The sequence below is a fragment of the Edaphobacter sp. HDX4 genome, assembly GCF_036877565.1.
Lineage (GTDB): Bacteria > Acidobacteriota > Terriglobia > Terriglobales > Acidobacteriaceae > Edaphobacter.
This window is the reverse complement of sequence record NZ_JAEDXW010000012.1, coordinates 111,193-130,976: the sequence shown is the minus strand read 5'-3', so window position 1 is coordinate 130,976 and position 19,784 is coordinate 111,193. Positions and strand designations below refer to the sequence as shown.

Genomic DNA, 19,784 nt, shown 5'->3' with positions numbered 1-19,784 from the left:
CCTTGTCTAAACAGGCGTTGTGCCGCCAGCAAAGGATTGAGTTAGGATGGCCGACACGTTAGCCGTAACAGTTCCTTCGTCCGAAAAGACAACTTCACAACACCATCGGATGCCCCACATTCGCGCGCTCGATGGCGTCCGCGGATTAGCGATCGCGTTGGTTCTGCTGATTCATCTGTTGCAGTCGAACGATAAGCCGACAGGCTCTCTGCTGATCAATGTGATTCTCAAAGTCAAGCAAACAGGCTGGATCGGTGTTGACCTGTTCTTTGCCCTCTCCGGATTTCTCATCACCGGCATTCTCATCGATTCTCTCGGTGAGAAGCACTACTTCCGTAACTTCTACGCTCGCCGTGCGCTTCGTATCTTCCCTCTCTATTACGGCGTCCTGCTGATCATTTTCCTGATTCTCCGGCCAACCTGGACCGATGGACGGCAGTTCTATCTACTCCTTGTCTATCTGCAGAACACTGCGCTCTGGTGGCACGGAAGCCAGCCCGCTCTTCTCCAGAGCCTGACCGGTCACCTGTGGTCTCTGGCAGCCGAAGAGCAGTTCTATCTGATCTGGCCGATCATTGTCGTCCTGGTTCGCGACCGTCGTAAACTCATGTGGGTCGCCGCAGGGCTCGTCATAGCAGTCCCGTTCTTTCGAACCTTTCTCTTCCTGCATGGCGTCAGTTACAAGGTGATCTACACGTCCACCTTTTGTCGCGCAGATTCCCTGCTGGCTGGCGCTTGGCTGGCTCTGGCTGCCAGGGGAGGACTCAAAGAAAGGCTCCTCCGCATAGCCCCTTTCACCTTCTCGATCTCGCTGCTTTGTTACATCGCAATCGGACTGAAGGGCGGCAGCTTTTACTGGGACAACCCGCTCATTGCGACCTTCGGTTACACCGTCCTTGCCGTCGCAGGATCCTCTCTCATTGCCATGGCCCTCCGTCCCGGCTCAAGGACTGGAGCTGTGATGGACCTGTCTCCCCTTCGGTGGCTCGGCAAATACAGCTATGGCATCTACATCATTCACCCGATGATCGGCTTCCTGTACATGCCATGGATCGACAGGCATATCCATGGAAAAGCTGCATCGCATGCAGCCGTCTTTGTCGCCGGGTTGCTGGTTACACTTCCGGTCGCATGGCTGAGCTACAACTTCTATGAACGTCGTTTCCTCCGCCTGAAACGACACTTCGCTTAGCCGATAGGGCGCGTAGCAATAGGAGAAGGACAGCCTCACTTCCTTCTCAGGACGGAGCTCCAGGCCTGCTGGACTCCTCACCGGAATTCTAAGTTAGTCACAAACACAGGATGGTAAAGAACACGTTGAAGGATCGCGGCGCGACGATACATGCACAGGAAAAGAGTGGCAGCCGCTTTCCCAGGCTGGGCCATCTGCCTGAACTTGACGGCATCCGCGGCATCGCAGCCCTGATGGTCTTTTTTCATCATCTCTGCGCCACGAACCTCGATATCGCTCCCTGGACCAACCCGGTCGTGCGGGACCTTTACTGGCTGGGAGGGTTTGGTGATATCGGCGTCGACGTCTTCTTCGTCCTCTCCGGATTCCTTATTACCGCGATCCTCATCCGCGATCGGGACAATCCGGACTACTATCGCGACTTCTACTGGAAGCGGGCACTTCGCATCCTGCCTCTCTACGCTCTCTGCGCGCTTGGGATTCTCTTCTTCATACCCGACTCCCACCGCTTCGTTCTGCTGTGCGTATTCTTTATCGCCAACTTCGCCAATGTCTTCCATGTAACGGCAGTCGGCGGTTTCTGGTCTCTCGCGGTAGAAGAGCAGTTCTATCTCGTGTGGCCGACCGTGGTTCGCAGGCGTTCTGTCGCTACGCTCCGGCACTGGGCGTTCGCCATCATCTGCTGCGTGATCGGATTGCGGTACATCTTCGCCTTCTTCGGTCACCACAACTACTGGCATACCTATCTGTGCTGCGATGCCCTGGCGATCGGCGCTATGCTGGCCTGCATGCTCGAACGCTGCCAGCGCGAGGGAGTCGGCCTGAAGGCCAGAAAGGGAACATTGCTCACTATGGCTGGCACCGGTCTGCTTCTGGTGGGCGTCTGCTCGCTTATCCCGACCGATCCCCGGCACATCGCCTTTTTCACGGCCACCGGGGCGACTGCGATCACCTTCTGCTGCGCCGCCTTTGTGGGTACCGCGGTCGCATACTCCGGACACCCGGCTCTCTTTTGGCTACGCTCTCATGTCCTTACTTTTTTCGGTCTCATCAGCTATGCGTTCTACATGTTCCATCTCTTTGTTCTCGACGCCTACGACCACTTCCACGGTCGGCTGCGGCCCGACGACCTGACTGGCTACTTCATGCGGATCGCAGTCGTTCTGGTCATCACCGTCGTGCTCACGCTGATCTCCCGCTATGCGTTAGAACTTCCAATTATGTCGTTGCGGAAATACGTGCTCAACCGACCGACAAAACCCGCCGTTGCAGAGTCGCTCTAGATTTAAGGTCTTGGACGCTAGCCGGCTATAGCATCAGTGTGCGTGGCCGTGACTATGCCCATGCGCCACCGTCTCCGGCTCCGGTGGTGAGCTGCAGCCATGGGTGGTCTCGCAGCCCGACGTCTCAAACTGGATGGTCGTATGGGTGATGTGAAAGCGATCATGCAGCCGGCAATTGATCTGGGCAAGAATGCTCGCGCACTCCGACGCTGGCATCTCGTGGACCATGACATGACTGGCAAGCGCGTGCGACTGTGCTCCGAGGCTCCAGATGTGCAGATCATGAACATCAAGGACACCGGAAACCCCTGCCATAGCTTCGCGCACGGCCTCCAGCTCCATGTTGCGCGGCGTTCCCTCCAGAAGAATGTTCAGCGTCTCGCGCAGAATTCCGATCGAACTCCAGAGGATCATTGCCGCAATTAGCAGCGATAGCGCCGGATCGACCCAGCTCATACCGGTAAACAGGATTGCCGCTCCACCGGCGATCACTGCTGCCGTCGAAAGCGTATCGCCCAGCATGTGCAGAAAGACGCTGCGGATGTTGACATCCCCGGAGAAACGCCACAGCAGCGCCGCCACCGTTCCATTCATCAGGACGCCGGCGACTGCTACCTCCATCATGAGCCGGGGCTGCACCTCCACCGGGGCATTCAGCCGTTGCACAGCCGTTACCGCTATCCAGACCGAAAGCACCACCAGCGTAGCCGCGTTCACGAAGGCCGCCAGAACTCCCGCTCTCTGGTACCCAAAGGTCTTTGTATCCGTCGCCGGACGGGCCTGAAAATAGACGGCCACGTACGACAGGATGATGGCAAGCAGATCGCTCAGGTTATGTCCGGCCTCTGAGATCAACGCCAGCGAGTGAGCGCGCAGGCCAAATACAAAGGTCGCCAGCACATACCCGAAGGTCAGCCCCATGGACACCTTCAGGACCCGTTGCATTCGCCGGTTGGGAGTGGCGACCATGTGCATAGACCCCAGTGTAGTCTCCGGAGGCCTATCGCATCTACGTCAGTTCAGCTGCTTTGTGTTGTTGGCGGGTTCGGTTCCGGATGGTGGTGGTGCGGTCCAGGGCGAAGTCCGCTCCAGCCTTCCGCTACGACGATGCTGTTGGCCGGATTGTGCGGCTCGTAGCGAATCTGGATCGGAAGATCGGTCCTGATGTCCTGCACCAGCTCACTCAGCGTGGTCACGTCCTGGGTAGCCTCGTAGGTAACGCCTGCAATCCGGTAGTTGTACTGGATCAGTTTCGGCGTGGGATCCGCCTCATCCTGAAGAGGCGTCTCGGTGATGCTGCCATCGGTGATCCGGCCCTGGGTGGCCAGCAACTCTCTTCGGGCGCGTTCCATCTCTTCCGCTGTAGGTCGCGGACGACGGAAGACGTACCAGGCAAGCCCTCCAACCGCTGCGGCTGCAGTAACCGCCACCACCACGTTTCGCGGAGAGCGCAAAGGAACCGAGAGATACTCTGGTACTGTCGTCAACACGGCTGTCTAGCCAAAGCATAGCCCAGGTCACGCCACTTGCAATGAAGAGTTTGCGCGATATCTCCTGGGGGCCCCTCTCCCGATCCATTCCGGTCCACCCGACCTCTCCAGCACGGCTGGCGATATACTGAGATGTGAGCAAAAACCGTGTTTTTCCGTCACCTGGAGACTCTTCCCCCCTGCTGAAATCCTCTTCTGCAGCTCATCCACTCGATCTGGCTGAAGGTCGTCGCATCCGGTCCACTACCGTCGTCTGTGTTCGGCGCGAGGATTCTGTCGTGATGGCCGCCGATGGCCAGGTATCCATGGGCTCGACCGTGATGAAGCACTCTGCCAAGAAGATTCGCAGGCTCTACCAGGATAAGGTTCTGGCCGGATTCGCCGGCTCTACCGCGGATGCCTTCTCCCTCTTTGCCCGCTTCGAGACCAAGCTCGAGCAGTATGCCGGAAACCTCAGCCGCGCCGCCGTCGAACTGGCAAAGGACTGGCGAACCGATAAGATGCTGCGCCAGCTCGAAGCCCTGCTCATCGTGGCCGATGTCAAGCAGACCCTCATGCTCTCAGGAACCGGCGACGTCATTGACCCGGACGAAGGCATCTGCGCCATCGGCAGCGGCGGCAGTTTCGCTTTGGCAGCCGGACGTGCGCTGCTTGAAAATACATCGCTGTCCGCACGGGAGATCGCAGAGAAGTCCATGAAAATCGCGGGCGACATCTGCATCTATACCAATCAGAACTTTACGATCGAAGAACTGAAATCAGCGTCTTAGGCCCTCGCCCGGCTCGCAGCGCGGGCTCTTTCGAGATAGTTTGATTTCGCTTTCAGCTTGAGCTGAAAGCCAGGAGTTTTATTGATGGCAATCTTTCTTCCAGGAACCGCAGAAGACCAGGCACTCGCACTCGACGAGATGACTCCGCGCGAGATCGTCGCCGAGCTGGATAAATATGTCGTCGGTCAGAAGGCCGCCAAGCGCGCCGTCGCCATAGCTCTGCGAAATCGCATGCGCCGTCAAAAGCTTGCCCCCGATCTAGCCGACGAGATCATGCCCAAGAACATCATCATGATCGGGCCCACCGGCGTCGGAAAGACCGAGATCGCCCGGCGGCTCGCCAAACTCACCAACTCGCCCTTCCTCAAGGTTGAGGCCTCCAAGTTCACCGAGGTCGGCTACGTCGGCCGCGATGTGGAATCCATCGTCCGCGACCTGGTGGAGATCGCCATCGACATGGTTCGCGAAGAAAAACTCGAAGAGGTCGAGGACAAGGCAGAGCTCTCTGCAGAAGATCGTCTGCTGGACCTTCTGCTGCCTCCAACACCGGCTGCAGCAACCGCAGCTGCTGCAACCCACGAACCGGGAACGAATATCATCCAGCTTCCCGCCAGCATGCCGGAGACTCCCGTCGGTGCCGAAGAGAAACCCGGCGACCGGGAGCAGCGAACCCGCGAGAAACTGCGCCAGCAGTTCCGCGAAGGCAAGCTCGACGACCGTATCGTCGAGATGGATGTGCGCGACCGCAACCAGCCCAGCTTCGAGATCATCACCAACCAGGGCACCGAAGAGATGGACATCAACCTCAAAGACATGATCCCGGGGCTCTTCGGACAGCGCACCAAGAAGCGCAAGATGAAGGTCTCTGAGGCCTTCGAATACCTGGTCCAGGAAGAAGAGGGCCGCCTGATCGATATGGATCAGGTCACCCGCCTCGCCGTCGAACGCGTCGAAGATTCCGGAATGGTCTTCCTGGACGAGATCGACAAGATCGCCGGACGCGAAGGTGGCCACGGCCCCGACGTCTCCCGCGAAGGCGTCCAGCGCGACATCCTCCCCATCGTCGAAGGCACGACCGTCAACACCAAGTACGGTATGGTCTCCACCGACCACATCCTCTTCATCGCCGCGGGGGCCTTCCACGTCTCCAAACCCTCCGACCTCATCCCCGAGCTGCAGGGCCGCTTCCCCATCCGCGTCGAGCTGCAGTCGCTCACCGTCGAGGACTTCGTCCGCATCCTCACCGAGCCCAAGTCCTCACTCGTCAAACAGTCCGTCGCCCTGCTCGAGACCGAAGGCCTCAAGCTCGAGTTCACCAGGGAGGCCATCGCCGAGATGGCGCAGTTCGCCTTCCGCGTCAACGAGACCACGGAGAACATCGGCGCCCGCCGCCTTCACACCATCCTCGAGCGGGTACTCGACGAGATCAGCTTCCAGGCTCCGGACCTTATGAAAGCGCCCCGCAGCCAGGCTACCGAAGAAGGGGTTGTCGCCCAGATCGACGCTGCAGCGCCTGCTGATGGAGCCACGCCAACATCGCCTCTTCCCGTCATTGAACGCGAGACTGCAGGCGTTCGCGAAAAAGTCATCGTCGTCGATCCGGAGTACGTTCGCCAGCAGGTCGCCTCCATCGTCAAGGATCAGGACCTCTCGCGTTACATCCTCTAACTCGAGGCAACTGTGGTCTGCACATCGGGTGCCCTGGTCATGCGTAGCTTCATCGCAACATGATCAGAGCATCCGGCCGCGACTAAGCTGAACCTGTTTTCACCGTGACTCGCCCGATGTATGCCCGTAATTTTGCAACTTGGCCGGTGACAAGCCGACCTCTGAAAGGGGACGCCCCCCGCAATCGACCTGGTGGTCGGCTACAAACCTCGCGATGGAGATGTCGTTGATTGCATCCACACGTGGCGTGGCGCTCATTTCGATTGTTAACGCCAGCAGAGCAGCGGAACAGAGAACTCGTATTGCAGGCGTTCCAAACCGTCTTCAACGAGCGTTGATAGCGGCTAGCCAGCCCGATCCGTCTCCAAGCGGATCGGCGGCAGGCCGACGATCTCGTATGTCCCCGAAGCGATGCCGATTCCTGCAGCATCCAGGCCATCCATAATGTCGCGACTGATCCTGTCCTTTAGGGCACGAACATTCTGCACGGGAGCCAGAAAGCGAAACGTGAACTCGATCCAGTTATCCGTGATGCGCATATACGAATGCGGGTTAATATCGGCTGCGGTGATGAAGAAACGTTCCTTGAGGCGGGCGAGCTCAGGTTCGGCAAGATTAGCGATCTCGCGGGTGTTACGCGTGATTGCGTCCCGGATGATCGCTTCGGCCCTATAACGATCGTCTTTGAAGGAGATCGGGAAGTGCATCTCCTCCCAGATATAGGGGAAATCGCGAGAGTAGTTATAGACGGGGTCGTCGAATATCTGTGAATTCGAGACCGTAACGATACGGCCGGAGTACTGGCGCGCCTCGACCCACATGCCCGGCGATTCGGTCTGCTCCGCCGGCGTCTCTCCCATCTCCATGATGACGGTCTGCATGAAATTCAGCGCTATCACATCGCCGCGCACCGGACCCATCTTAATGCGATCACCGACATTGAAGGTCTTTCCGCGCAAGATGACGAAGTAGCCGGCAAAACTGGCAACGACCTTCTGCAGCGCAAAAGCGAGTCCGGCCGAGACAAGGCCGAAACCGGTCGCAAGCCGCGCCGGGTTGTCGAACCAGATGGAGAAGAAGCCAAGGACCGCAACCAGGAACGTCGTCAGGCTGATACCCTGCCTGGCCCAGAAGGCGGTCTTCTGCCGGGTGCCTCCGAAGCGATGAGAGAACCAGCGGAGCAACTTGCTTAGAGCGAACAGGAAGACGAAAAAAATAAGCGTGAAGACAAGCTTCCGAACGCTGCCTTGATCCATCCCCAGGAGTTTGACGCCACCGATGGTGAGATTATGCTGCTCGCCTGTGAAAGTGATGAACGGACCCGCCATGTTGATTTTGGATGCGCGGCGCGTGCTCGGGGAACATTCCGCCGCCGGATCCGTCGCTTGAGACATAGACCAGTCCAATACGCGGGCACTCTTCCTTCCACCAGCCGGTTGTTTCTCCGAATCGACCTTCCCGGGGGGTGGAGGAATGGATCACTCCCCATAAGTGGGCTTATGTGACCCGTCTCAGGCCTCTTGGGCCTGATAACCGGTCCAACTTCGCACATGTGCGCTTTCCAATATTGATCTGAGTCGGAACCCGCTCAGCACACGAGCACGTCTGTGAGCAGAAGGGCTGCGATGGCGAGAGCGGCGATCCGCATGCGATGCCTCCTGTCCCAGATCCGATGTATCCGCTGCCAATCGGCAACACCTTCTGCGATGCGGCTATTCAGTGGAACCAGAAAAAAGATCGATACCACCGAAGTAAGCACCCAGATCGCATCCGCTGTGAGCAGGAGTCCGAGCCCCGGCGCGTACCAATGAAGCCAGGTCTGAATGCCGAGCATTAAGGTGCAGACTGGATACCAGACCGGCATCACCCTTCCAAGGACGGAGGCGAAACGGCCAAGCATCTTCAACTGTGCTTCGGGATCAAGTCGCGATGCGGCGGGGTTTACGAAGGCAGAGACAGAGAACTCGACGCCGACCAACGTGAGAATGAAAAAGTCAGTGGCCATGTTGAACAAGTGCATGAGCGGCTCCTATTGACTCCTTGGCTTCAGATGCCATCCAATTGGCACTGATACAAAAAGGAGCACTGACAAAGTTGTCAGTGGATACAACACTATGGGCGTCTCGAAGAAGGAGATCTCGCCATGCCCGATCGATGTCACGCTTAGCGTGATCGACGGGAGATGGAAGGGCACCATCCTATGGCGATTGCTGGATGGGCCGATGAGAACGAGCGAACTGCGGAAGAGTATCCCTGAGATCACAGAACGGATGCTCCTCCGGCATCTCCGAGACATGACTGAGAGTGGCATTCTCGACCGGCATCAAGAACAAGGCTTGCCTCTGCGAGTGCGGTACTCGCTGACGCCGTATGGGATGACGTTGGTTCCCGTGTTGGACGTTCTCTGCACATGGGGCAGAGAGCACCTCAAACGCGAGCGTCCGGCCTGAGCGCTCGCGGAGAATCCTGCGTGCTCATCCTTCCACAAACCTGCGATGCGGTCACCCGATAAGTACGGGAAGTCAAACCTCCGTGGCGATCCTCTCCTACCAAATGCATGTTGGTCTAAACTGATGTCCGCGGCATGAAGACGCCATCTGGACATTTCTAACAATCGCCCGACCCTCCAAAATCAAGTCTCCCGACCATGCGGTGCCCCGATGCTGCAAGCGATCTTTTTACGAGCGAAAAGAGCCTCTAGGACTTTCCGGCGTAGTCTCCGTACTCCCAGTCGTAGGGCACGCCTGTATCGCCGAGGATGAACTTAACCAGTTCAGCGAAGCCTGCCTCCGCCCGAACATCGTTCGAGAGAATGACCACGCACCGCAGACTCTTTTCGAGGCAAACGACGGTGTTGGCTGTCTGCTCGTTGTGTCCGCCTTTGAAGAAGCCGTGTCCCTGCGGTCCATCGAATACGACGATGCCAAGTCCCGCGTACAGATCTTTGCGTCGCTCGCTTACGGGAAGCGAAGCTGCAAAGTTGGGGAACTGGTGCGCTGTGGTGATCTTGAGCTGCGGCTTCGTCATCTCCCTGCGAGAGGCCGTGCTGAGTCCATCGCCACGCACAAGGGCCGCGACGAACTTCGAGATGTCGGCGATGGTGGTATCCATCGATCCTGCTACGCGCACCTTGCTGCGTTCATCATGGGGCAGCGGCTGGCCCTTATCGTTCCAACCATCGGCAAGGCTGGCAGCAAAGTCGGGCCGCCACATCAGGCGCGTGCGCGTCATGCCAAGGCGGTCGAAACTCGCCGTGGTCAGATCGTCCATGTCAACGCCCAGACCCTGCGACTGCTTGCCGTGCTCGATGGCGAACTGCAGCAGACTCAGACCTTCGCCGGAATAGCTGAAGCGGGTGCCGGGATCGAAGTGAATGCGCAGCTTCTGGTCGGGCTCGATGAACCAGAAGTTTGCGAATCCCGTCGAATGCGTGAGGGTCATGCGCGGCGTGATCTTCTCCCAGCGCGGATCGCCGGCAAGATCGGTATACGGCCCGTACTTGCTGAGAAACTTCTCATCGGAATGGGAGCCGTATTCGATTAGTGGTTTTTCAAGATCATCTTTGATCGGCGTATCAAGCTTGAGCTTGCCCTGATCGACCAGCTGCAGCACGTGATAGCTAAAGACCATCTTGGTAAGCGAGGCTCCGTACATCACCGTGTCCGTGGTGAGCGGTTCACCTTTAGCATTGCGAATACCGTAGGCCTGTACATAGCCGACCTTGCCATGATCGATGAGAGCGATAGCGAGACCGTTCGCATGCGTGCGAGCCATCACGTGCCTCACCTCTGCGTCGATGGCGGTTCCACCTGGAAGAGTGTGTGTGGCCTTTTGCGCCAGCGCGTCCACGGTAATTAAAACCACAAGCGCAGCGAGCAATGCAGGCTTCAAGTGTGAACTGTTCATCGTGAGCGAGATTCTAGCGTACAGCGATAGAAGATCTTAAAACGCCAAAAATTGTGCCCAGTTCCCTGGAAAACCCAAACACCTCACCGCCACATACCCCGCCATCGCATCGGTATCAGATTTATGCATCGCGGTAGCGATCCTCTGAGGCTGAGATACCTGTTTGTGAGACTTATAGCGCCTTCAAAGATAAGCTCGGGGCAGTCCGGTTCCGTTAGCTCAGACCACGTTCCACCATGACAACCAACCGCTCTCCCAGCGCCAGAACCATTTGTGGCGGCATCGCGTGCAGCGGCCCCTCAAGCACCAGAAGTGCCAGCCCATGAACCGTCGACCACGCAAGGTACTCTGCACCTTTGCGATCCTTCTTGCTAAGCAAGCCGCTCTCCTGCATGCGATCCAGAGCCAGCGAAAGCAGCTGAAACGGGTTCAGCCCCATCGACGCCGTATTTGCCGGATCAGGGGAATGAACCGGCGGTGGAACTGAGAAAGCTGTACGAAACATGCCCGGCTCCCTCATTGCGAATCCTAAGTACCCCATGCCCACTGCACGTAGGCTCTTTCGTGCAAATACTTGGGGATTGCTTCCTGGACGGCACTTTTTCAACTCATCTTCAATTGCCGCCGCGACCCGTGACAGACATGCCGACCGCACCGCATCCAACAGGTCAGCCTGTCCAGCGAAGTGTCTGTAAGCCGCATTCGGAGAGACACCCGCCTGCCGAGTCGCCTCTCGCAGGACAACCGCATCGGGGCCTCCAGCTCGCGCCATTTCGAGTCCTGCTCTTACGAGCGCATTGCGCAGGTCGCCATGACGAAAAGTCTTGCGTTTCTCAGGGGTGACGTTCTTTTTCATCGTGTATTCAAGGAAGAGTGTATCTCGGGGAGGGTTCGTGTGGACAGCGTCCACTTTCGGTGGTAGCGTATGTGGACGATGTTTACTTGGTGCTGATACATCGCGAAACGGAAGGTGCGCAATGGCAGACGGATTCATCTGGTACGAACTCGTAACCAATGACATGGACAAGGCAGTCAGCTTCTACAAAAAGGTAGTTGGTTGGGATATCAAGGACGCCGGTATGCCTGGTTTTACCTACATGATCTTCGGTAAAGACGGCAAAGATGTTGGAGGCATGATGACCTGGGCTGGCGCGGGCGCGCCTGAGCTTCCTACTCAGTGGGTGGGCCACATCCACACCGCGAATCTTGATAAAGAGCTGAACGCGGTAACAGCAGACGGCGGGACCATCGTGAAATCTGCTCAGGACATCCCTGGCGTGGGCCGTTTCGCAGTCGTGCTCGATCCGCAAAAGGTGAAGTACTTACTCTTCGAACCCGGCAAGCAGGATGCTCCGCCGCGTCTCGATCAGATGGCGGTGGGCAATGTGGGCTGGCATGAACTGCTCACCGATGATGCAGCAAAAGCATTCGACTACTACTCCAGGCACTACGGCTGGCAGAAAGATTTAGCGCACGACATGGGACCCATGGGAACCTACCAGACCTTCCGGACCGACAAGCCTCTCTATACCGGAGGAATGATGAACCGTACAGGCCCCGGCATGCCCGAAGGTATTCCGCCGCACTGGCAGTTCTACTTCACCGTCGACGACATTGAGGCTGCCCAGCAACGAGTGATCGAAGCCGGCGGTAAGGTGGTTTTGCCTCCAATGGACGTGCCTGGAGGCTCACGCATCCTGCAGGCCACGGACGATCAGGACGGCCACTTTGCCTTGATGCAGGGGCCAAAATCGTAACCGCGATGTACTTGATGTCCGGCGAAACCGTTCTCCTCTTCCAGAAGAACGGCCGCAGAACTTGCAGCGAAGCTTGAGAAGCTGAGAGGAGAAAAATACGATGTCCGAGAAGATGATCACCTGCCTGTGGTTCGACCACGGGAAAGCCCGCGAAGCAGCCGAGTTCTATGCCGCCACCTTCCCCGACAGCCACATTGGTGAAGCCAGCGCATCACCCACGGACACGCCATCCGGCCCGGAGGGCCAGGAACTGATCGTTAAATTCACTGTCTGCGGGCGCAATTTCCTGGGGCTCAACGGCGGTCCGAAGTTCGTCCCCAACGAAGCGGTCAGCTTCATTTTCCTGACCGAAGACCAGGCCGAGACCGACCGCCTGTGGAACGCGATTGTCACCAACGGCGGCCAGGAAAGCATGTGCGGTTGGTGCAAGGATCGCTGGGGCTTTTCGTGGCAGATCACGCCGCGGGCATTGCTTGCGGCCACGCAGGATTCGGATCGGGCTGCAGCTAAGCGGGCGATGAATGCAATGATGACCATGCGGAAGATCGACATCGCCGCGATCGAGGCTGCACGCGCCGCCAAGCCCGACTGATGAGCCCGCATAAGTATTGAATGCGTGGCGCTTGCCGGTATCGAATTACATTCGAAACTCTGTGCTCAAACCTCTACTTGCAATGGAGACAGCTGCGATGAAGGACCTGTTCGATCCAATCTGGGTAGAGGACGTTAACCGGCGCATTCTGCGACTAGGACCTGAGAGCGAGCGGCAGTGGGGCAGCATGACTGTCGCTCAAACGCTCGCCCACTGCACCTCGGGCATAGACATGGCGACAGGTATCATCAATCCCAGACGTGCGTCATTTCCTGCGCCCCTGATTGGCCGGCTCGTTAAACCGCTGGTCTTCCGCGATGACACGCCGATGCGCCGCAACTCGCCCTCATCGCCGGAGCTGTTCTCTGGGGATCCGGCAAAGTGCGAACTTGAGAGCGAACGCTCCAGGCTCAGCGCAGCAATCGGCAGCTTTGCCAGTCGAGGCCCTGCGTGCTGCTCCCGCTCGCCACACCCCTTCTTCGGTCCACTAAGCCCGCAGCAGTGGGCCATTCTCATGTACAAACACATCGACCATCACTTGCGGCAGTTCGGCGTCTAACGCGGTACGTACACCCGGATTCGCAAGAACGGCTTCGCCATTACATTCGATAACGGCAAGTCGGATTTCCGGAATAATTTCGGCAAGTGTCCAGATGACGAAAAGCGCGTTTAGCAGGATCAACAGAACCCCTCTCGCCCCAGAAGATCGGTTACCCGCCCCTTTACCTCATCCCGTATTGCCCGCACTTCCTCTATGGGCAGCCCTTTCGGGTCACGTAGAGGCCAGTCGTCACGAGGGAGACCCGGGACGTACGGGCATGTATCACCGCAACCCATTGTGATCAGAAGTTGAGCCTCCCTCGCCAGTTCCTCAGTAAGTCTCTGGGGCATGGCGTAGCTAAGGTCGATGCCGACTTCCCGCATCACGGCCATGACTTCAGGATGGACACGCTCACCCGGTTCTGTGCCTGCTGACACCGCTTGCGCCTTATCAGGGTCTGCAAGCTGATTGAAGAACGCGGCAGCCATCTGGGACCGCCCCGCATTATGTACGCAAGCAAATATAACCAACATGGCGTTCCCTTAGGAGCAGCAGCTCGGTCCGCAGCATGTAGCTGTTGCCGTGGACTGTGGCTTGATGGCGTAGACCTTTACGCTGGCAGCGGCTTCGTTCACGTCGTATTTGCTCAGAAGATCGGACAGCTCCTCATGAAGCGTGGGCGTATCAGATGCCGGGGTGCAGCAAGAACCTTCTTCCATCGCAGGAGTGCAGCAGCCCAATTGGTTCTCTACCTTTGTATAAGCATTCAAGTCTTTCCCGCTATCCACGATCTCAACATGTTCGAATCCGGCAGACATCAACCCGGCACGGTAGTCCTCCCTGCTAATAGCGCCAGCGATGCAGCCGACGTATGCCGCCATGCTGCGGGCGATGGCTTCGGGCAGCTCACTCTTCAGCGCGATATCACTGACGGCAAGGCGACCGCCCGGTTTGAGGATGCGGGCGATTTCACGGAAGACAGCGGGCTTATCTGGTGCGAGGTTGAGAACGCAATTTGAGATGACGCAATCGACTGAAGCATCTGCCAAGGGAATGCTGTCGATAGTGGATTGATAGAACTCCACATTGGTATATCCGCCCGACGTCGCGTTCGCTCTTGCGCGTTCGATCATGGCAGGAGTCATGTCAATGCCGATGGCGCGACCCTCTTCCCCTACCATCTTCGCCGCAAGGAACACATCTAGCCCGCCCCCACTGCCAAGATCGACGACCACCTCCCCCGGTCTCAGGTGAGCGATCGCCGTAGGGTTGCCGCACGATAACCCCATGTTGGCTTCTGCGGGAATGGAGGTTAGCTCTTCTGCGGAGTAGCCGAACGCCTCGGCTACAGCCTTCACGCCCTCGTAGTTGCTGGAGAGAGTGGACTCTGCCACCGCGCCATACTTCGAGCGGACTGCATCAAGAATCTCTGCCATGCCTTTTCACCTCATATACGTAAAGGTGAATATATTCATTGCCTTCACATTCGTCAACGCGTATATATAAAACATGGCTCGTCAAACGCAGTTTGACATGGAACAGTTCTTTCAGGCTCTCGGGGACAACACCCGCCTCCGGCTGCTCAATCTGATGGGAGATCAGGAAGTGTGCGTCTGCTACTTCGTGGAGATACTGGGCGGCCCTCAGCCAAAAATATCCCGCCATCTCGCCTATCTGCGCAGCGCGGGCATCGTGTCAGCCCGCCGCGAGGGCAAGTGGATGCACTATCGCATCGTCATGCCGCCACACATCGGGGCATCGCAGATACTCCGGCAGACGCTCGATTGGCTGAAGGAAGACAAGGCGATGGTGGCAGACCGGGCGCGACTCACTAGGGCTTGCTGCTCTCCCGCGAAGTACGCACTGGATGGTGCCCCGCTTCCTGCCACCGTCTCTGAGCAGAACTGCGAGTCCTGCTAAATGGCCACCACATGTGCTCCGGCGCAACGTAAGCGCCTGTCTTTTCTGGACCGTTTCCTCACGCTCTGGATATTCCTCGCAATGGCCGCAGGCGTGAGCATCGGTCACTTCGTCCCCGGTTCCGCTGCCTTCGTCAACCGCTTCCAGACCGGCACGACGAATATTCCTATTGCCATCGGCTTAATCGTGATGATGTTCCCACCGCTGGCGAAGGTTCGCTATGAAAAGCTGGGGGAGGTCTTCCGCAACAAGCGGGTTCTGGGGCTGTCGCTGGTGCAAAATTGGCTCATCGGCCCGGTGCTCATGTTCGCGCTGGCTGTCCTGTTCCTACGGAGCGAGCCTGCCTACATGCGTGGCCTCATCTTGATCGGGATTGCCCGGTGCATTGCGATGGTGCTGGTTTGGAACGAGCTTGCAGAAGGCGACACGGACTACGTTGCCGGGCTGGTGGCAATTAATAGTGTCTTCCAGGTGCTCTTCTACAGCATCTACGCGTGGCTCTTCCTCACCGTTCTTCCGAAGTGGCTAGGGCTGCAAGGAAGCGTTGTGCAGGTTGGCATCGGGCAGATAGCGAAGAGCGTCAGTCTGTATCTCGGCGTGCCGTTCGCGTCGGGCTTTCTCACCCGGTACGTGCTCATCCGCGCAAAGAGTGAAGAATGGTATCGAACGCGCTTCGTGCCGCTCATAAGCCCGCTAACGCTTATCGCGCTGCTCTTCACCATCCTCGTCATGTTTTCCCTCAAAGGCGACTTGATTGTGCGGCTGCCTCTGGACGTGGTAAAGATCGCCGTGCCTCTGGTCGTCTATTTCCTCGTGATGTTTCTGGTGAGCTTCTGGATGGGTAAGAGGTTGGGTGCGGACTACGCGCGATCCGCCGCGCTTTCATTTACAGCAGCCGGGAACAACTTCGAGCTGGCGATTGCTGTTGCGGTCTCGGTCTTCGGATTGAGCTCCGGGGAAGCGTTCGTTGGGGTGGTAGGCCCGCTGATCGAAGTGCCGGCGCTAATCGGACTGGTGAACGTCGCATTTTGGCTACGGCAGAAACTGTTCGCCTAGTCGAGGTTCAGGGATTTAGTCTCGACAGTCAGCTTATGATCACCGACCTCGCAATTTCCGCCACAGCGTTCAGCATCATCAGCCATTGTTCGCGGTGAGGTGGGCTCGTGCCATACGAACCAGATCCGCACATATCGGGCTCACTGCACATGGCGCAACTTCGTCACGACAAGTGTAGGACCGGGCAAGCGCAAGTCTCTCACAGCAGAACCCCGCATCAGAGGCGCCCCGCCCCTCCTGCTACATCGAGCGGGTGCAGCCTCCAAGGTCGATGGTGGCGTGTATCCGCCAATGTCGCCATGATGTCCTTCCCACAACCTGCTATGCCACGTAATGCTGGGAACAACTTCCACCTGCCACTCGTACTAACCCTTGCGTGCGTTTTCGCAGAGAGGGTTTTCTACATGAAGAGACTTCATCTTTTGCTGCTGTTCCTGGCAGGTATTGGAGGCGTGTGTGCACAAGCCCAATCCGGAACCCAGCCTGACGCCTTGTTCCTCACCGTAAAATCCTTGGACGCCAAACTCTTCGATGCGTATAACCACTGCGACCTGACGACGCTGGGAGCGATGGTCTCCGATGACCTGGAGTTCTACCACGACCAGACAGGACTGTCGGTCGGGAAAGCACCCTTTCTCACCGCGATCAAGCAGAACATATGCGGAAAGGTGGAGCGGGAACTGCTCCCGCAAACCCTTGAAGTGTATCCGCTGAAAGGTTACGGAGCCGTTGAGATTGGGATACATCGGTTCCACCACCCTGGCCGCCCCGAGGACGGCGTGGGGGACGCCAGATTTATAACCTTGTGGCAGAACAAGGACGGTGCGTGGAAGGTGACACGCGTGATCAGCTATGAACACAATCACGGCTTGCTGGTGAAATAGCCTCTCGACCGTTGCCGCAGGACGGGAATGCTCTGCTCCATGCTTGCTCCCTGCCTGTTTTCCTAAAGCCCGTCTAAATCTGTAAATCCATCAACGAACGCTTACCATCCGGTAAACTTTTCATGTGCAGGTCAGGCCGTACTTCGAAAGGCCTGTTAAATGGGGAAGCCGGTTCGAGTCCGGCGCTGTCCCGCAACGGTAATGGGATCATTCATCCCAGAGTCCGAACACCAACCTGCCGCCACCACCATGGAAGCGCTGGACGCTGACCGTGTGTGCGCTGAGGCCTACCGCTCTCGTGGATTGGATCGGTGACCATCGCTTGCTAACGCGCCGTGTGCGCTGAGGCATGCCTGCGCATGGGTGGTTCCCTCAGGTACCAAGGAGAGAACCAGGATGATCGCAGGTGCAGTAAACACATTCCCCAGGCTCAAGACAGCCAATCTCGGCTTTCCCCGTATAGGAAGGCAGCGTGAACTGAAGTTCGCCCTTGAGGGCTTCTGGTCTGGTAAGCAGATTGAGAGCGAGCTTCTTGAAACAGCGGCAACGCTTCGCGCAGAACACTGGAGGCTCCAGCAGGCCATCGGGCTCGACTTCATTCCGTCCAACGACTTCACGCTCTACGACCAGGTGCTCGACATGCTGGTCCTGCTTGGCGCCACACCCGCTCGTTTCGGCAGCGGATCCGTGACGCTCGAACGGTACTTCGCGATGGCGCGGAACAATAAAGAGCAGACCGCGATGGAGATGACGAAGTGGTTCGATACCAACTACCACTACCTCGTGCCGGAATGGAGCGCATCGCTGCCGTTCTCCGTCGACCTCACAAAGATTTTCAATGAGATCACGGAGGCTCGTGTTCTCGGCATTGAGACTCGCCCTGTTCTCATCGGGCCGCTCACCCTTCTCCTGCTTGGAAAAGGCGCCGACGGATTCGATCCATTCACACTCGCGGAGAAGTTGATCGCGGCCTACAAAACCGTGCTTGCAGCCCTCGCAGAGCAGAAGGTGGAGTGGGTGCAGATCGACGAACCCATCCTCGCGACCGATCTGCCCGACAGCGCCGCCGGATTCTTCAGGAAAGCCTACGCGGATCTGACGCAGAGTCCCGTCAAGCTGATGCTGACGACCTACTTTGACCGCGTGGGCGACAATCTGCCGCTCGCTGTCGAATCCAATACGGCAGGCATTCATATCGACCTCGTACGTGCACCGGAGCAGCTGCAGGACGTTCTTCCGGCACTCGCGCCGCGACAGGTGCTCAGCCTCGGCTGCGTGGAAGGGCGCAATGTCTGGCTCACCGACTTCGCCATCGCGAAGAGCTTTATCGCTGAGGCGGTCTCCAGGCTCGGTCCTGAGCGTGTCATCCTCGCGCCCTCGTGCTCGCTGCTGCATGTGCCGCACGATCTGCGCAGCGAAACCAACCTTCCCGCTCGTGTCAAAGGATGGCTGCGCTTCGCGGAGGAGAAGCTCGCCGAAGTCATAGCACTTGCAAACTCCGATGAGGCGGCAGCCATCGCGAACGCCATAGCCATCGCAGATCGCGAGGCGGCTGAATCCTCTACCGATCGCGAAGTACGCCAGCAGCTGGGAGCCCTCTCCGAGAGCGACTTCGCTCGCATCTCGCCTTACAGCCAACGCACCCTGGCCCAGCGCGCCGAACTTCAACTGCCGCTGTTCCCCACGACCACCATCGGCTCATTCCCTCAGACCGCTGAAGTACGCAGGCGTCGCGCCGCGCACAAGCACGGACGCGAGACGACGGAATCCTACGAGGCATTTCTCCGCGAAGCCATCGAGAGCTGCATCCGCCAGCAGGAAGAGATCGGGCTCGACGTTCTGGTTCACGGCGAGTTCGAGCGGAATGACATGGTGGAGTACTTCGCCGAGTATCTCGAAGGCTTTCTCTTCACGGAGAATGGCTGGGTACAGAGCTATGGCTCACGCTGTGTCAAACCACCCATCATCTTTGGCGACGTGTCTCGTCTCCGGCCAATGACGGTGAAGTGGACAGACTATGCCCGCTCACTCACCTCTCGCCCGATGAAGGGAATGCTCACCGGACCGATCACCATGCTGCAGTGGTCCTTCGTACGCAACGACATCCCTCGACAGCAGACCGCCTGGCAGATCGCACTCGCTCTGCGTTCTGAGGTCAAAGACCTGGAGTCGGCAGGCATCGGCATCATTCAAGTAGATGAACCGGCACTCCGCGAGGGTCTGCCCTTACGGAACTCAGACCGCGAGCAGTATCTCGACTGGGCCGTGAAGGCGTTCCGTCTCGCCACCAGCGCTGTAAGCGATCGTACGCAGATTCACACCCACATGTGCTACTGCGAATTTGAGGATGTTCTTCCGTCGATCGCCGCACTCGATGCAGACGTCATCTCCATGGAATCTGCGCGTTCCCGGATGGAGTTGCTCCAGGCCTTTCGTGCCCACAGCTACCCCAGCGAGATCGGCCCCGGCGTGTATGACATACACTCACCGCGTGTTCCCTCGGCGGAAGAGATGCGCGAGCTTCTCGGCCTGGCAATCGATGTCTTCAAGCCGGAACAGATCTGGGTCAATCCCGATTGCGGCCTGAAGACGCGTGCCTGGCCCGAAACCATCCTCGCACTCAAGAACATGTGCCAGGCCGCTGCATCTGCTCGCTCCGCAATGCCCCGTTAGCAAGATGGGACGCGGGATCGCCTCTGTGGCCATCCCGCGTCCCACCGGCATG

General features: G+C 58.1%; 20 protein-coding genes and 1 riboswitch. Of the genes, 12 read left to right on the top strand and 8 right to left on the bottom strand.

Annotated elements, in window-relative coordinates; genetic code table 11:
- Window positions 1-46: 46 nt before the first annotated feature.
- Window positions 47-1,192 carry an acyltransferase family protein gene (locus JAO29_RS13130; protein ID WP_334268681.1) on the top strand — a complete coding sequence of 382 codons (1,146 nt, stop codon included), beginning with the start codon at window positions 47-49 and terminating at the stop codon, window positions 1,190-1,192.
- Window positions 1,193-1,317: 125 nt separating this feature from the next.
- On the top strand, window positions 1,318-2,475 hold the full coding sequence (locus JAO29_RS13125) for an acyltransferase family protein (protein ID WP_334268680.1): 1,158 nt from the start codon (window positions 1,318-1,320) through the stop codon (window positions 2,473-2,475).
- 33 nt (window positions 2,476-2,508) lie between these two features.
- On the opposite strand, the gene JAO29_RS13120 is transcribed toward JAO29_RS13125, so the two are convergent.
- On the bottom strand, window positions 2,509-3,450 hold the full coding sequence (locus tag JAO29_RS13120) for a cation diffusion facilitator family transporter (RefSeq protein WP_334268679.1): 942 nt from the start codon (window positions 3,448-3,450) through the stop codon (window positions 2,509-2,511).
- A gap of 44 nt (window positions 3,451-3,494) precedes the next feature.
- Window positions 3,495-3,965 carry a DUF3592 domain-containing protein gene (locus JAO29_RS13115; RefSeq protein ID WP_334268678.1) on the bottom strand — a complete coding sequence of 157 codons (471 nt, stop codon included), beginning with the start codon at window positions 3,963-3,965 and terminating at the stop codon, window positions 3,495-3,497.
- A gap of 134 nt (window positions 3,966-4,099) precedes the next feature.
- Here JAO29_RS13115 and hslV point away from each other — a divergent pair, with 134 nt between their 5' ends.
- Both hslV and hslU read left to right on the top strand, forming a co-directional pair.
- Window positions 4,100-4,735: an ATP-dependent protease subunit HslV gene (hslV, locus tag JAO29_RS13110; protein WP_442886388.1), complete on the top strand. Its 636-nt coding sequence runs from the start codon at window positions 4,100-4,102 to the stop codon at window positions 4,733-4,735.
- Window positions 4,736-4,819: 84 nt separating this feature from the next.
- The gene (gene hslU / locus JAO29_RS13105) at window positions 4,820-6,403 is read left to right on the top strand and encodes an ATP-dependent protease ATPase subunit HslU (protein ID WP_334268677.1); all 1,584 of its coding nucleotides are present in this window, start codon (window positions 4,820-4,822) and stop codon (window positions 6,401-6,403) included.
- A gap of 344 nt (window positions 6,404-6,747) precedes the next feature.
- On the opposite strand, the gene JAO29_RS13100 is transcribed toward hslU, so the two are convergent.
- Together JAO29_RS13100 and JAO29_RS13095 are read right to left on the bottom strand one after the other, a co-directional pair.
- On the bottom strand, window positions 6,748-7,797 hold the full coding sequence (locus tag JAO29_RS13100) for a mechanosensitive ion channel family protein (RefSeq protein WP_334268676.1): 1,050 nt from the start codon (window positions 7,795-7,797) through the stop codon (window positions 6,748-6,750).
- A gap of 194 nt (window positions 7,798-7,991) precedes the next feature.
- Window positions 7,992-8,423: a hypothetical protein gene (locus tag JAO29_RS13095; RefSeq protein WP_334268675.1), complete on the bottom strand. Its 432-nt coding sequence runs from the start codon at window positions 8,421-8,423 to the stop codon at window positions 7,992-7,994.
- Window positions 8,424-8,517: 94 nt separating this feature from the next.
- On the opposite strand from JAO29_RS13095, the gene JAO29_RS13090 reads away from it, so the two are divergent.
- Window positions 8,518-8,853: a winged helix-turn-helix transcriptional regulator gene (locus JAO29_RS13090; protein WP_334268674.1), complete on the top strand. Its 336-nt coding sequence runs from the start codon at window positions 8,518-8,520 to the stop codon at window positions 8,851-8,853.
- A 247-nt stretch (window positions 8,854-9,100) separates the two neighbouring features.
- Here JAO29_RS13090 and JAO29_RS13085 read toward each other — a convergent pair whose 3' ends face one another.
- The gene (locus JAO29_RS13085; protein WP_334268673.1) at window positions 9,101-10,309 is read right to left on the bottom strand and encodes a serine hydrolase domain-containing protein; all 1,209 of its coding nucleotides are present in this window, start codon (window positions 10,307-10,309) and stop codon (window positions 9,101-9,103) included.
- 214 nt (window positions 10,310-10,523) lie between these two features.
- Window positions 10,524-11,165, bottom strand: a complete 642-nt coding sequence (locus JAO29_RS13080; protein WP_334268672.1) for a TetR/AcrR family transcriptional regulator — start codon at window positions 11,163-11,165, stop codon at window positions 10,524-10,526.
- A gap of 121 nt (window positions 11,166-11,286) precedes the next feature.
- Between JAO29_RS13080 and JAO29_RS13075 the strand changes: the two genes are divergently transcribed.
- From JAO29_RS13075 to JAO29_RS13065, 3 genes are all read left to right on the top strand, one after another.
- Entirely contained in the window at window positions 11,287-12,066 is a 780-nt protein-coding gene (locus tag JAO29_RS13075) for a VOC family protein (RefSeq protein WP_334268671.1), read from the top strand.
- Window positions 12,067-12,166: 100 nt separating this feature from the next.
- Entirely contained in the window at window positions 12,167-12,658 is a 492-nt protein-coding gene (locus JAO29_RS13070) for a VOC family protein (protein WP_334268670.1), read from the top strand.
- Between the two features lie 97 nt (window positions 12,659-12,755).
- Entirely contained in the window at window positions 12,756-13,217 is a 462-nt protein-coding gene (locus tag JAO29_RS13065) for a DUF1569 domain-containing protein (protein WP_334268669.1), read from the top strand.
- 119 nt (window positions 13,218-13,336) lie between these two features.
- On the opposite strand, the gene JAO29_RS13060 is transcribed toward JAO29_RS13065, so the two are convergent.
- Together JAO29_RS13060 and arsM are read right to left on the bottom strand one after the other, a co-directional pair.
- Window positions 13,337-13,732 (bottom strand): arsenate reductase ArsC, encoded by a 396-nt coding sequence (locus tag JAO29_RS13060; RefSeq protein ID WP_334268668.1) that lies wholly within the window; start codon window positions 13,730-13,732, stop codon window positions 13,337-13,339.
- A gap of 9 nt (window positions 13,733-13,741) precedes the next feature.
- A complete protein-coding gene (arsM, locus tag JAO29_RS13055; protein ID WP_334268667.1) occupies window positions 13,742-14,635 on the bottom strand; it encodes an arsenite methyltransferase in 894 nt (297 codons plus the stop codon).
- 73 nt (window positions 14,636-14,708) lie between these two features.
- On the opposite strand from arsM, the gene JAO29_RS13050 reads away from it, so the two are divergent.
- The 4 genes from JAO29_RS13050 (at window position 14,709) to metE (ending at window position 19,732) form a co-directional block, all read left to right on the top strand.
- Window positions 14,709-15,119, top strand: a complete 411-nt coding sequence (locus tag JAO29_RS13050) for an ArsR/SmtB family transcription factor (RefSeq protein WP_334268666.1) — start codon at window positions 14,709-14,711, stop codon at window positions 15,117-15,119.
- A complete protein-coding gene (arsB, locus tag JAO29_RS13045) occupies window positions 15,120-16,175 on the top strand; it encodes an ACR3 family arsenite efflux transporter (protein ID WP_334268665.1) in 1,056 nt (351 codons plus the stop codon).
- A gap of 404 nt (window positions 16,176-16,579) precedes the next feature.
- Entirely contained in the window at window positions 16,580-17,059 is a 480-nt protein-coding gene (locus JAO29_RS13040) for a nuclear transport factor 2 family protein (protein ID WP_334268664.1), read from the top strand.
- Between the two features lie 111 nt (window positions 17,060-17,170).
- A riboswitch (cobalamin riboswitch) is annotated at window positions 17,171-17,312 on the top strand.
- Window positions 17,313-17,455: 143 nt separating this feature from the next.
- Window positions 17,456-19,732: a 5-methyltetrahydropteroyltriglutamate--homocysteine S-methyltransferase gene (metE, locus tag JAO29_RS13035; protein ID WP_334268663.1), complete on the top strand. Its 2,277-nt coding sequence runs from the start codon at window positions 17,456-17,458 to the stop codon at window positions 19,730-19,732.
- Window positions 19,733-19,784 lie beyond the last annotated feature (52 nt).